The sequence below is a fragment of the Stomatohabitans albus genome, from assembly GCF_036336025.1.
GTDB lineage: Bacteria > Actinomycetota > Nitriliruptoria > Euzebyales > Euzebyaceae > Stomatohabitans > Stomatohabitans albus.
Genome location: NZ_JAYKKE010000001.1, coordinates 870,095 through 884,131 on the forward strand (window position 1 = coordinate 870,095; position 14,037 = coordinate 884,131).

The following is a 14,037-nucleotide window of genomic DNA, read 5'->3' on the forward strand; positions in this document are numbered from 1 at the left end:
TCAGTATTTGGAGCATGTGATGATTACGGACTTGCAACACGATTTGCGCGTTGCAGGACGAACGATTCCGGCCCTTCGCGGGTTTATCCCCTTTGGGGCGCCGCGTACCGCTTGGCTAGGGCTGGGGTCCAATGTGGGTGATCGTGCGCGATATTTGCGGCGTGCGATAGAAGAGTTGTCATCAATTCCTCGAGTTCAGATCACAAAAATATCCAATGTTTATAAGGCTGATCCTGTTGGTACGCAGGGCCGGTCATTTTTAAATCTTGTCGTTGAAATCAAGATAACTCGTTCACCGCTATCCTTGTTAAAGGCGACTCAAGAAGTTGAGTACCGTCTTGGACGAGTGCGTACTGGACATTGGACCGCACGTACTATCGACATCGACATTCTTGCGATTGAAGGAATCGCACTTCAGTCCGCAACATTGCAACTTCCACATCCATTCGCCTCGTCGCGGCTCTTTGTATTAGTACCGTGGCTTGAATTAGCCAATCCTCGCTTATCTTGCGGGCACTCCGTTCGGTCTCACATGGAGTCAACCCAATTTCATGACAATGCGCAGGCTCAAGGCTTGGCGAAGATTGGACCTCTCGAGACCATCATCGATACCGCTCATTCGCCGTAAGCGCACACCTTTGGCCTCGTGAGCCCAACCTAAATGGTCCAGACCTGTGGTCTGGGGCCTTGCATTACTAATAACCCCTTAATGGGTACAGAACGTTATAAACGCCCGTTTCTCAGGGCGTTAAAACGTTTTTACCGTTTGAGAAAGGAATCATGACTACCGCAATTGACGAAGTAGAAATCCCTGAAGCACCAAACCTCCGTGTACGCGGTGGAGTAACGATTCAAACGCAGGTTCGCCCAGCGATTATGGGCATCGTTAACGTCACACCTGATTCATTTGGAACAAAACCGCTGTATCCGGACAATCATCCCCAAGCCGCTCTCGAATATGCACAACGATTACACGAGGACGGCGCTGACATTATTGATATTGGGGCTGAATCTACACGTCCTGGGGCTGAGCGCATATCCAATGCAGAGCAACTTAAACGCCTCATTCCAGTTGTCCAAGGCTGTGTTGATGCAGGGATGATTGTGAGTGTAGATACGTGCTCAGCAGATGTGGCCCGTGAGGTCTTGGAGGCGGGCGCGCATGTTATCAATGATGTGTCCGGTTTAGCAGACATGAGTGTTGCTGAGGTGTGTCTTAACTATGACGCGGCGTATGTGTTGATGCACGCACGTTCTACGCCAAAGGAGATGCAGTCCGCAGAGCATCTTGATTATCCTGAGGGGATTGTTGATGCTGTGGATGAGTTCTTTCACACGAGCGTAGGGTCGCTCCTTGACCTCGGGTTTGATGAGGATCAGATTGTGCTTGACCCTGGTTTTGGTTTTGCCAAGTCTGTGCGCCATAATTTTGAACTGATTCAGAAGCTGACGCTCTTTACGACTAGCGGCTTAAATGTACTGGTGGGAATAAGCCGGAAATCCTTTATTGGTGCGGCAACAGGGGTAAGTAACCCATTGGACCGAGATCCAGGCACGACGACGCTGTCAGCCTTTTTAGCGATGATGGGTGCCCAGATTCATCGTGTACATAACGTGGCTCAGACGATTCAGGCTATCCGTATGATGCAGGCCATCGACGCCGGAGAACCATTGGATTGGCCTCCGGTTCTCGGAACTTAACGGGGCTTTCGGTGCTATTTCGTTTCGGTACAGGGTTTTCACCTGTACCCTAGCGCCCATGAGTGAGCCACAAGATTCTGCCCAACCCTCTGGAGATGACGCCGGCACCCTGGCTGAGCTAATCGGTCAGCGTCGTGCAAAGGCATCGGCATTACGCGAACGGGGTTTTGACCCGTGGCCCGCTGGTGTAGGCGTGAGTGACAAGATTGGAGATGTTGTCACTGGGTATGCGGACAGTATTGAACCTGGTGAGGGATCAGGTGACGTTGTCACGGTGGCTGGCCGGGTCGTGAACCGGCGTGGACACGGCAAGTTAGTGTTCCTTGATGTGCGTGAACGCGGCGTTGATATCCAATTTATGGTGTCAAAGGCTGCGGTCGGTGACGAGACCATGACCATTGTCGATGACATACTTGATGTTGGTGACTGGGTTCGTGCCAGCGGCGAAGTGATCCGTTCCAAGCGCGGTGAGTTGAGTATCCGTGTGGCTGAGCTGGCCATTATTTCTAAGGCGCTCCGCCCGCTGCCAGACAAATGGCATGGTTTGAGTGACACGGATACGCGGTATCGCCAGCGCTATGTGGATTTGATCGTGAATGACGATTCTCGTCAGGTATTCGTCAAGCGGTCAGCGATTATCAACGCAATTCGCACCGAGCTACTGAGCCAGAACTTCATTGAGGTTGAAACGCCGCTCTTGCACCCGATTGTGGGTGGGGCAACGGCGAAACCATTTATCACGCACCACAACGCGCTGGATATGGAGCTTTATCTGCGTATTGCCCCTGAGCTCTATCTCAAGCGCTTGATTGTTGGTGGTTTGGACCGAGTATTCGAGATTGGTCGCACCTTCCGTAACGAAGGATTGAGTACGCGCCATAATCCAGAGTTCACGATGGTAGAAACCTATGAGGCCTATGCCGACGCTGAACGGGTGATGGATATGACTGAGGCCATTATTCAGCGTTGTGCCCAAGCCGCCAATGGACACATGACTGCGGTGCAAACAGGCCCAGATGGTACGGAGTACACGATTGATCTGAGCGGTAAGTGGGCCCGTCGCCCGATGGCTGAACTGGTGAGTGAAGCGGTTGGCCAGGAAGTATCAGTAGATACCGACCGTGATGTGCTTGTGAAGATTGCCGATGACCACAAGGTGCATGTGCCTGCCGGCGCTGGCCCAGGCAAGGTGCTGTTCAATTTGTATGACGAGCTGGTTGAGCACACGCTCATTAACCCGACTTTTGTCACGGACTATCCCGTTGAGGTAAGCCCCCTTGCCCATGTTCATCGTGATCATGAGCAGTTGACTGAACGCTTTGAACTGATTATCGGTGGGCGTGAGTTAGCCAACGGGTTCAGCGAATTAGCTGACCCGGATGATCAGCGCAAGCGTTTTGAAGCCCAGGTGGCGGCTAAGGCTGCGGGTGATGACGAAGCGATGATGATGGACCACGATTATCTGCGTGCGCTTGAATACGGCCTTCCACCTACCGGTGGTTTGGGTATTGGCGTTGACCGCCTGGTGATGTTGCTCACGGGTTCGGCCAGTATCCGAGATGTGCTGTTCTTCCCAAGCCTGCGCCCCGAAGCCCTCTAACCCAAACCCCTACACATAGCAAACAGCAATGGCGTGACACCCTCAGTTTGGGGTGTTGGTGTTGGCTGGTAGTGGCTAAGGGTGTGGGCGTTGTCTCCCAGGGTGATAGGAGCCCAGGATGGGCGAGTTCAGTGAGCCGGGTTGCCGCCATGGATGGCGGCAGGCGAACGTGCCCGAGGCGGGGAATGCCCGCGACCGTGCCAGGGTGTGCGCGTGCCAGAGTGTGCCCGAGGTGGGCAATGTCTGCGCCTGTGGTAGGGGGTCTGTGTCAGGGCGTGGACGCGTAATGGTGGGGCTGTGCCGGAGTGCCCTGGGCTAGGTGATTGGGTGCTGGTATTGTTTGGCAGGCGGGGTGTTGGCTGAGGGTGTGGGTGTTGGTTGCTGGGGTGATAGGAGCCCTGCTGGGGTGGGTGTTGGCTGAGGGTGTGGGCGTTGTCTGCCAGGGTGATAGGAGCCCAGGATGGGCGAGTTCAGTGAGCCGGGTTGCCGCCATGGATGGCGGCAGGCGAACGTGCCCGAGGCGGGCAATGCCCGCGACCGTGCCAGGGTGTGCGCGTGCCAGAGTGTGCCCGTGCCTGGGTGTGATCGTGTCGGGGTGCTTTGGGCTAGATGTGTATGGGGATCGGTGTTGTAGTGGATACGGGGTGATGGCCTGGAACCTCGCGTCAGCGGTGGGGCTCGTTAACTGCGCATTGCAGGTATATGGACGGGCGACTTATGTGGTAAAGGAGTTCTCATGAACGTACATATTTTGACCATGGGTAACACTATTATAGATAGATAACTAAAGTCATATTTTATGCGCTGAATAGGGCTTTTAGTTTGTATTGAATGATTGTAGTATGTGTCCAGTTGGTCTTCGTATAGATTCTGGTATAAGTGAGATTTGGTTTTGTGATACGCTCTTTTTGTTCTATCTATAAAGTAGTTACTATATATAAGGGAGTGTTATGCCTATTGTAGGCATCCTTATGTGCAGGTAAAGATGAGTTCTCTTAAGTATTCCAAACGGCATGGCCGTCATATAAAGCGTCAGAAACCGTACGTTTGGTAATGGTTGTAGGGAAGGGATTGGCGGTATGAGTATTCGGAATATTCTCATATTTGCATTCTATTTAGCTACTTCTATGTTTGCTAATGGGATTCTAATTAATGTGATTTTAAAATCAAATAGTAATTCATATTACTACTCTGTTGCTTTATTTTTGTCTATACTGTTATGCTTAGCGGCAGTATGGCGATGCAACGAGGCTCAGAGCGGGATTCACCTCCAATCAATGGTAATTTCATCTGCTATTGTTCTTTCCAACACACTTACTTCGGCCATATCTCCATCTTCATTTCTGTTATGGCCTGTCATTCCATTAGTTATTTTTGCCATGACTTATATGTTGTTTGGAAAGGCAATATTTCGACAGTTTGGGAGCAGTTGAAAAAGATAAATAGGTGCTCCTGTGGGAATGGTGCTGGGATAACACAATAAGCAGCTCAGCTGAGGGTGAGGACGTTGTGTGCTGGGGTGATAGGAGCCCTGGTTGGGTGGGTGTTGGCTGAGGGCGTGGGCGTTGTGTGCTGGGGTGATAGGAGCCCTGGTTGGGTGGGTGTTGGCTGAGGGCGTGGGCGTTGTGTGCCGGGGTGATAGGAGCCCAGGATGGGCGAGTTCAGTGAGCCGGGTTGCCGCCATGGATGGCGGCAGGCGAACGTGCCCAGGCAGGCAATGCCCGCGACCGTGCCAGAGTGTGCACGTGCCTGGGTGCGGTGGTGCCCAGGCAGGCAATGCCCGCGACCGTGCCAGAGTGTGCACGTGCCTGGGTGCGGTGGTGCCCAGGCAGACTATGCCCACGAGCTGTGTCCGTACTCGGATGTGAGCCTATCGGCCAGAACTCGGCGCGATTTGTGGGCGAATGTCCTTAGGTGGGGCTGGGCTGGCCTTTGGCTCTTGGGGGCCGGTGGTTTGGTCTAGGCTCACAAGGAGTACTTCAACGCGGCGGTTAGCGCGCTGGCCTTCGGGGGAGTCGTTGGGTACCTTGGGGCGGCTTTCACCATAGGACGTGGCACTCACCCGTTCAGGGGGTAACCCATTCTTCACGAGGGCTTTTAACACCGACACGGAGCGGTCAGCCGCGAGATTCCAGTTGTCGTAGCTCCCACCTGAGAAGGGCTGATTATCAGTGTGTCCTTCAATGACAATCGTGTTTGGGGTTTCAATGAGTTCTGGGGCGATAGACGCGATCAACTCCTCGCCGGCTTTGGTAAGCGTTGAGGAACCTGTTTGGAAGAGCACGTTGTCGGTGTCTAAGTCGATGACAAGGCCACGAGCGTCATCACGAATATCTGCACTCAATCCGTCTAGGTTTAACTCTTGGAGTTTGCCAGCAACGTCGGACTGGAGTTCGCGTTCGACTTGCATAAGCTGTTCGGCCGGAGTTTGGCCGTTTTCGAGAATGCTGTTTTGGCCGTCCATCACATCGTTGGAGTTTTGTTGGTTGGACTGGTCTTTGTCTGAGTCATGGCTTTCTTCGGACTTGCCGTTATCGCCGAGCCGTTCGATGATCTGCGGTTCACCGTTTGCTGAGCCGGTGGTGCCATCAAAGTAGGCAGTGTTCCCAAAAGGCATGGCCAAACCGCTGAGGAGGGCCTGAAACTTGGTCACATCAGTTGAGGACATGGCAAAGAGCATGACGAAGAAGGCCATGAGGAGCGTGACCATGTCACCGTAGGTGCCCATCCATGCGTCGGTGCGTTTGGGTGGAGGAGGACATTCGTGCCGTTTAGCCATGATGCACCCTAGGCTACGAGTGGGGCGGCTTCGGCCATGCGGTCGCTGTAACCGATTTGCTGTGCCGGGTCGAGGTAGCTTTCAAGTCGTTCAACGAGCATCTGGGGACTCATACCTGCCTGGATACTCAATACCCCATCAAGGGTAATTTTCATCGCCGTCTGTTCATCTTCCATGATGGCGGTCAGCTTGGCGGCGTAGGGGTTGGCGATGATGTTGGCCAACAGCACGCCATACAGGGTGGTCAATAGGGCCACGGCCATACCTGCTCCGAGCTGTGAGGGGTCGCTGAGGTTCTGGAGCATGTTGACCAACCCCACTACGGTGCCGATCATCCCGAATGAGGGGAGGAACCCACTCCATGCTTCGAACCAGGAGACGAGGTTCTTACGGCGAGCTTTGGCCGTTTCCATGCGGATATACATCGTTTCTTCGACGCGTTCAGAGTCCATGCCGTCGATGATCATCTGCGCACCCTGGGCTAAGAACTTGTCTTCGAGGGTGGCGATTTTGCTTTCTAAGGCGAGTACACCTTCACGGCGGGCAATATCAGCAAGCTGACCGATGACGGTAACCATCCCATCAATATTGAAGTCTGGTGGTTGAATACCTTCTTTGAAGGCTTTTCCAATTGCCTTGTTCGTATCCAACGATGAGGATGCAACGGCACAACCAAGTGAACCAAGCACCACGATGAACATTGAGGAAGCGCCCCAAAGCACCGCAAAGCTATTTCCATCCCACAGCACGTTTGCAATAATTGAGAACACTGCAATCAGCATTCCGCCCAACAGTGCTAAATCCATGAATGTTCCTTTATTTCTACCTTCGTCGGATCCGTCCTGACTACTCCCCGTGAGGAAGCTCGGGCAATCCATCGGCAGTAGGTTGCGCAATATAAGGAACGTTTTGAGCTGCTTGTACGATCACCCTTGACATCTCCGGAAAAGTGTCGTATTTAAGAGCGGCGAACCTGGGTACCATTGATAGTTACGATTGTGACCAACGAACTGAGGTTCCAATGTTTGAACGCTTTACCGACCGCGCCCGTCGCGTTGTTGTCCTGGCCCAAGAAGAAGCCAGGATGCTTAACCACAACTACATCGGGACAGAACACATCCTTCTTGGCCTGATTCATGAAGGTGAGGGTGTTGCGGCTAAGGCTCTTGAGTCTATGGGTATCAGCCTTGAGGCCGTGCGCGAACAGGTTGAAGAAATTATTGGCCAGGGCCAGACGGCTCCGGCAGGACATATTCCGTTTACACCCCGTGCCCGAAAGGTACTTGAGCTGAGTTTGCGTGAGGCGCTTCAGCTGGGCCATAACTACATCGGGACTGAGCATATTTTGCTTGGGCTTATCCGTGAGGGTGAGGGTGTTGCCGCACAGGTCTTACAAAAGCTTGGTGCTGATCTGCCGAGTGTGCGCCAGCAAGTGATTCAGCTACTGAGTGGATATGAACAAGAAAGCGGTGAAGGTTCGCGCAAAGGCAAGGGCCCCAAGGCCAGTGTGAGTGGTGGCTCAGGCGATGGATCTGAATCGAAGGGTTCTGCGGTACTTGACCAATTTGGGCGCAACATGACCATGGCGGCGCACAATAAAGAACTTGATCCGGTGATTGGCCGCCAGAAGGAAATCGAACGGGTTATGCAGGTGCTGAGTCGCCGTAATAAGAACAACCCGGTGCTTGTTGGTGAACCTGGTGTCGGGAAGACTGCGATTGTGGAGGGTCTGGCTCAGCTGATTGATTCTGGTCAGGTACCTGAGACGATTGCTGATAAACAGCTGTACACGTTGGATTTGGGTTCTCTGGTGGCGGGTAGCCGTTACCGTGGTGATTTCGAGGAACGCTTGAAGAAGGTACTCAAGGAAATTACAACGCGTGGTGACATCATCCTCTTTATTGATGAGTTACACACCCTTGTTGGTGCTGGTGCGGCTGAGGGTGCGATTGATGCTGCCTCTATTTTGAAGCCGATGCTGGCCCGTGGTGAGCTGCAGACGATTGGGGCAACCACAACGGAGGAGTATCGCAAGCATCTCGAAAAGGATGCGGCCTTAGAGCGCCGGTTCCAGCCGATTACGGTTGAGCAGCCTTCGATTGAGCACACGATTGAGATTCTGAAGGGTCTGCGTGACCGGTATGAGGATCACCACAAGGTGACCATCACTGATGATGCGTTAGTGGCAGCGGCCAATTTGGCTGATCGGTATATCGCAGACCGGTTCTTGCCTGATAAGGCGATTGACTTGATTGACGAGGCAGGGTCTCGGATGCGTATTCGCCGGATGACTGCACCGCCTGAGTTGAAGGAAATGGATGAGAAAGCCGCCGAAGCCCGCAAGGCAAAGGAAAAGGCGATTGATGACCAGGACTTTGAACGGGCAGCTGCGTTGCGTGATGAAGAACGCAAGATTCTTGAACAGCGTGCCGCACGTGAAGCTGCTTGGAAGGAAGCCCGTAATACCGAGGTAGGTGTACTTGATGAGGACGAAATTGCTCAGGTATTGAGTGCGTGGACGGGCATTCCGGTCTTTAAGTTGACTGAGGAAGAAACGAAGAAGCTATTGCGTATGGAGGATGAGCTCCATAAGCGCATTATTGGCCAGGATGAGGCAATTCAGGCGGTGAGCCGTTCGATTCGTCGTACCCGTTCCGGCTTACATGACCCGAAGCGGCCTGGTGGGTCGTTCATTTTCCTTGGGCCGTCTGGTGTTGGGAAAACTGAGCTGGCGAAAACCTTGGCTGAGTTCTTATTCGGTGATGAGGATGCACTCATTCACTTGGATATGTCTGAGTACATGGAAAAGCATTCTGTGAGCCGTTTGATCGGTTCTCCTCCTGGCTATGTAGGGTTTGACGAAGGTGGGCAGCTCACGGAGCTGGTTCGTCGTCGTCCGTTCTCGGTGGTCTTATTTGATGAGGTTGAGAAGGCGCACCCTGATGTGTTCAATATCTTGTTGCAGATTCTTGAAGACGGGCGCTTGACGGATAGCCAGGGCAAACAGGTGAACTTCAAGAATACGATCTTGATTATGACCTCTAACTTGGGGAGTCGAAACCTGGGTAAAACACCGGCTGGGTTTGCGGCTGCACCAACCCATGAGGATGAGTACGCCCAGATGAAGGCACAGGTGGATGAAGAGCTGAAGCGCCACTTCCGGCCGGAGTTCTTGAACCGTATTGATGAGACCATTGTGTTCCATCCGTTGACCCAAGATGAGGTTGGTCAGATTGTTGACTTGATGATGAAGCGTGTGCGTGACCAGTTGCGCGAACGTGAACTCGATATTGAGCTGACCGATGAGGCAAAGAAGTGGTTGAGTAAGACGGGCTATGACGTGAGCTTGGGTGCTCGCCCCTTGCGCCGCACGATTCAATCAAAGATTGAAGATCCGTTGAGTGAGAAACTGTTGTTCAATGAGTTTGCGCCAAATTCATTGATTATGGTTGATCTTGAGGATGATGATTTGGTGTTTCGTTCGGTGAGTGCACCGCTTATTCCTGAAACTGCTGCTGAGGTCCTCGAAGAGACAAGTAATGAGCCGGTAGAAGAGTCTGGCTCTGACTCGGTTGACTAGCGAGTTGCTCTAACCTTCAATCCTCACACTGGTATATCGGTGTGAGGATTGTTTATTTGCGGAGTTAGTAACTGTTCTGAGGTACTGATATTCAAACCCAACTTGTCTATGGCCAGTTTTCTTTATTTTACATAGTTCCTGCTAAAATATTTTAAGTGTATAAGTTATTATTGCTTAGTCAATATGGTAAGTGTTCATCTATATACCGTATATGGCATTTAGATAATGGGCTATGTGATGGGAGTAAGTGGATTGAAGTCTTTGAGATGGTATGCTTGAAATAATTCATAAATTAGTTTCAACATATTCTTGGAGGGATGCAACCTACTTGCCTAATAGTATTCGAGAGATAATGTTGAGGCATATTGCTCCCCTATCTTGATGCCTCCTTGCCTCTCTACGCTGCTTGTCGGGCATGCGATGAAATGAATTATATGATTCGTATTGAATGATTTTTCTCTATATATCTTATTGTATAGGTATTGTTGGGTATAGGAACAGCACTGTGCAATATGGTATTGATTAGGTTCTTCGAGATGGTGCCTAATAGTCTTTCTATCTTCTCCTGAGCAAAGAGATAGTTGTTGAGTGATTTGTTCATCTGTTCATGCCCTTCAAAATATGGGCAATTACTCCATGTTGTAGGAGTGAAGTGTGATGCGAATGTCAGCGCCATTGGAATGGTTAATGTTCGGTAATACTCCTTAGATCGGGTTGGTTTTGTATGCCTTACCCTGCCAGAATGGGGTCTCCATCTAATGAGGAGAACACATGAACGGGTTAAAGACCGCTATTTTGCTTGGCTTGCTGAGTGGACTTGTGCTATTGATCGGTCAGCTCATGGGTGGACGATCAGGTTTGATCCTTGGCCTGGGTATTGCGATTGCAATGAATGTGGGCTCGTACTGGGCCAGTGACAAGATTGCTTTAAAGATGGCTCAAGCTGAGCCGGTTACTCCTGAACAAGCCCCAGACTTGTACGAGATTGTTGAGCGGCTTGCGGCGGTGGCCAAACAGCCTATGCCACGGTTGTATGTGAGCCCCAGCCCCCAGCCAAATGCGTTTGCAACTGGCCGGAGTCCTAAACATGCTGCTGTGTGTGTGAACCGTGGGCTCATTCCGCTGCTAACGAAAGATGAGATGGAAGGGGTCCTTGCACACGAACTCAGCCATGTGTACAACCGTGACATCCTTATTGGTACGATTGCGGCCACGTTGGCTTCTGTGGTGACATTTGCGGCACGCATGGGCTTCTATTTTGGTGGCCGCAGCCGGCAGAACGGTGTTGGGGTAATCGGCTCGTTGCTTATGGTCTTCTTAGCGCCAATTGCGGCAACAATCATCCAACTCGCGATTACCCGTAGCCGTGAAACCGCTGCCGATGCAAGTGGTGCCATGCTGTGCCAAAAACCATTGGCGTTAGCAAATGCGCTCCTCAAGCTTCAAGGACGTAACAATGAACTGCTGGCACGCAATCAGCTCCAAGCTTCACCGGCAGAAACGAGTCCATCGTTTGCGAGCCTCTATATTTCGGCTCCATTCAATGGACAGTTTGTGAATAAGCTATTTTCAACGCACCCAGACACCGACACCCGTGTCGAAAATTTGAAGAGTATTGCTCGTCAGATGGGGGTAGCTCAGTAAGCGCTTGGCTACTGGATGGGCTGGTCGAGGCGTTTGAGCGTGTACCCGTTGGATTGTTCCACGGGCTTAATCACCATCTGGTCGATATTGACATTTGGTGGCAGCCCGAGTGCCCACACAATTCCCTCTGCAATATCAGCACCAGCTAGAGGGTGATTGACACGCTGATAGAGCGACTCTGAAAAGTCCACATCACCAGTGCGGTTAAGGGTGAACTCGGGGGTTTGTACCAGGCCAGGGCATATTTCAATAATGCGGACTGGTTCCCCAAGAAGCTCTAATCGTAACGTACGCGGCAGCATTGCTTCCGCGTGTTTGGCACCGGTATATCCTGCACCATTGGGATAGGTATCCAGTGCGGCGATGCTGGTCACAAACACCACGTCACCACCACGTTCACGAAGGCCCGGCAAGAAGGCCTTGGTTGTATTGAGGGCGGTGAGGACATTCATCTCATACATTTTGGCCCACCCTTCGGGGTTGCCCTCAGCGACGCTATCCAACCCAATGGCCCCACCAGCATTGTTCACGAGGGCGCGAACGGGCCCGATGATTTGGGCATAATCTGCAAGTGCCTCAACCTGCTCTGGAACGGCGAGGTCAGCTACAAACCCGTAACAGCCAGTTACCTTGGCAAGCGCGGCAAGGCGGTCGGCACGGCGTGCCACCGCAATGACGTCCCAACCGGCAGCGCGTAGGGCAACGGTGGTATCCCAACCAATCCCACTACTTGCTCCGGTCACCACTGCAAGGCCAGGGGTCATTGGTGCCAAGCGGGTGGGTTCAGTGATACCGCTATTACCCACCCCTTCTACATAATCGGATTCAGTAATCGGACGTGCAGCTCCTTCAGACATGATTCCTCCTGATCTCGGGTGAACGAATAACGGGCAACGGCATCCAGTCGCCCGTCACCTTACTTGTAGTTCGTAAACTTCAGCGGCAAGTCTTGGTCATTAGCCCGCAATAGTGCTTGAACTTCTTGTAGTTCATCACGGCTTTTCGATGTGATACGGAGTTGGTCATCCTGAATGGCCGGAGTTACCTTCAGTTTTGAGGCTTTGATAATTTTCACCATGGCCTTGGCTTTGTCAGTTGGGATACCGGCGACCAAATCGATGGTGATGCGATATATCCCTTGCCCACCAGCAACAGGGTCACCTGTTACAAAGCTCTTCAAACTAAGTTTCCGCTTGACAGCCTTGGTTTGGAAGACATCAAGCACCGCTTTCACCCGTTCCTCGCTATTGGCACTCAGGACGATCTGATCGCCCTTCCACTCGGCGTTCGCGTTGACGCCTTTAAAATCAAAACGCTGAGCGACCTCTTTTTTCGTTTGCTGAACTGCGTTGTCTACTTCTTGGCGGTCGACTTCTGCCACCACATCAAATGAGTTTTGAGCCATAGTTGAAGTGTAGGCCGTAGAGATACCACGCTCGTAACAGCGATACGTTCAACAAAAGAAAATCTTTCAGCACGTTTGTGTAAATCTGCTGGTCAATTTGCTATTTCATGCCCATATGTGTTTGTCTGGTGGGCGATCGTCCGTATAGGCGAAGAGAGCGAGAGGGATATATGAGTATTAACGAGGTCATTATTTGGATCTTGATGATCTGTATGGTTGCCGGTGGCATTGATTTTGCGATTGGAAACCGTTTTGGTCTTGGCAAGCAGTTTGAAGAAGGTTTCATGGCGCTTGGGCCCCTCGCCCTCGCCATGGTCGGTGTGGTCAGTTTGGCGCCTGTGCTCGCCAAGCTGCTCGCTCCAATCGTTGTGCCTGTTTATGGGGCACTCGGGGCGGATCCTTCCATGTTTGCAACCACACTGTTGGCCAACGACATGGGTGGCTATCCACTAGCACTTCAACTGGCAGAAGATCCTGATGCAGGGCGTCTCGCCGGTTTAATTTTGGGTGCCATGATGGGCCCGACAATTGTATTTACGATTCCCGTTGCGTTAGGCATCATTGATAAATCAGACCGCGGCTATCTTGCGAAAGGTGTGCTGGCTGGCATCGTCACGATCCCCATCGGGGTATTCGTCGGCGGTATGGTTGCAGGCTTCCCAATGATGATGGTGCTGATGAACCTAATCCCCATTGTGATTGCAGCAGTGGCGATTGCGATCGGTCTGTGGCTCGTTCCCGAAGCCATGACAAAGGGTTTTGAAATCTTTGGTAAGGGATTGACCTCCCTCATCGCCATCGGCTTGACGATTTCGGTTTTTGAATTCATGACCAGCACCAAGATCACCCCTCCGGGTTGGGATTTGGCGCCACCAACTGACGGTCTTGAGATTGTTGGTTCTATTGCCATGGTGCTACTTGGGGCATTCCCAGCGGTGCATTTAATCGTGAAGCTATTGAGCAAACCATTGGGCCATGCCGGTCGACTGATTGGGATTAACGACGCGGCGGCAGGCGGCATGATTGCCTCCTTGGCAAATAACATTCCCATGTTCGAGATCTACAAGAACATGGATGCCCGAGGCAAGATATTGAACGCTGCCTTTGCGGTGAGTGCCGCCTTCACCTTTGGTGACCACCTTGGATTCACTGCTGGGGTTGACCGTGAAATGATTGCTCCGATGATTAGTGGCAAGTTAGTCGCTGGTATTACTGGTGTGATTGTTGCCTACATCTTGTTTAGTCGTTCGTATGGTCCAGCTACCGAAGAAGATAACCACATCGGTGAAGACGAGGACGCAACGGTGGCTGAGGCTGTGGAGGGCTAA

At 52.0% G+C, this 14,037-nt stretch carries 10 protein-coding genes; 6 read left to right on the forward strand and 4 right to left on the reverse strand.

What is annotated here, in order from left to right:
• The first annotated feature begins 19 nt into the window (after positions 1-19).
• The 3 genes from folK (at position 20) to lysS (ending at position 3,301) form a co-directional block, all read left to right on the forward strand.
• Entirely contained in the window at positions 20-628 is a 609-nt protein-coding gene (gene folK / locus VCU37_RS03950) for a 2-amino-4-hydroxy-6-hydroxymethyldihydropteridine diphosphokinase (protein WP_336249318.1), read from the forward strand.
• Positions 629-780: 152 nt separating this feature from the next.
• Positions 781-1,701: a dihydropteroate synthase gene (gene folP / locus VCU37_RS03955; RefSeq protein WP_336249319.1), complete on the forward strand. Its 921-nt coding sequence runs from the start codon at positions 781-783 to the stop codon at positions 1,699-1,701.
• Positions 1,702-1,759: 58 nt separating this feature from the next.
• Entirely contained in the window at positions 1,760-3,301 is a 1,542-nt protein-coding gene (lysS, locus tag VCU37_RS03960; protein ID WP_336249320.1) for a lysine--tRNA ligase, read from the forward strand.
• Positions 3,302-5,171: 1,870 nt separating this feature from the next.
• Here the strand turns inward: lysS and VCU37_RS03965 are convergent.
• Positions 5,172-6,080 carry a flagellar motor protein MotB gene (locus tag VCU37_RS03965; RefSeq protein WP_336249321.1) on the reverse strand — a complete coding sequence of 303 codons (909 nt, stop codon included), beginning with the start codon at positions 6,078-6,080 and terminating at the stop codon, positions 5,172-5,174.
• 8 nt (positions 6,081-6,088) lie between these two features.
• Positions 6,089-6,886: a motility protein A gene (locus VCU37_RS03970; RefSeq protein ID WP_336249322.1), complete on the reverse strand. Its 798-nt coding sequence runs from the start codon at positions 6,884-6,886 to the stop codon at positions 6,089-6,091.
• A 215-nt stretch (positions 6,887-7,101) separates the two neighbouring features.
• Here VCU37_RS03970 and VCU37_RS03975 point away from each other — a divergent pair, with 215 nt between their 5' ends.
• Together VCU37_RS03975 and VCU37_RS03980 are read left to right on the forward strand one after the other, a co-directional pair.
• Complete coding sequence (locus VCU37_RS03975; protein WP_336249323.1) at positions 7,102-9,660, forward strand: ATP-dependent Clp protease ATP-binding subunit; 2,559 nt, start codon at positions 7,102-7,104, stop codon at positions 9,658-9,660.
• A gap of 771 nt (positions 9,661-10,431) precedes the next feature.
• The gene (locus VCU37_RS03980; RefSeq protein ID WP_336249324.1) at positions 10,432-11,304 is read left to right on the forward strand and encodes a M48 family metalloprotease; all 873 of its coding nucleotides are present in this window, start codon (positions 10,432-10,434) and stop codon (positions 11,302-11,304) included.
• Between the two features lie 8 nt (positions 11,305-11,312).
• Here the strand turns inward: VCU37_RS03980 and VCU37_RS03985 are convergent, their stop codons facing one another.
• The gene (locus tag VCU37_RS03985) at positions 11,313-12,161 is read right to left on the reverse strand and encodes an SDR family oxidoreductase (protein WP_418896444.1); all 849 of its coding nucleotides are present in this window, start codon (positions 12,159-12,161) and stop codon (positions 11,313-11,315) included.
• A gap of 59 nt (positions 12,162-12,220) precedes the next feature.
• Positions 12,221-12,709, reverse strand: a complete 489-nt coding sequence (locus VCU37_RS03990; protein WP_336249325.1) for a YajQ family cyclic di-GMP-binding protein — start codon at positions 12,707-12,709, stop codon at positions 12,221-12,223.
• A gap of 170 nt (positions 12,710-12,879) precedes the next feature.
• Between VCU37_RS03990 and VCU37_RS03995 the strand changes: the two genes are divergently transcribed.
• Complete coding sequence (locus VCU37_RS03995) at positions 12,880-14,037, forward strand: ethanolamine utilization protein EutH (protein WP_336249326.1); 1,158 nt, start codon at positions 12,880-12,882, stop codon at positions 14,035-14,037.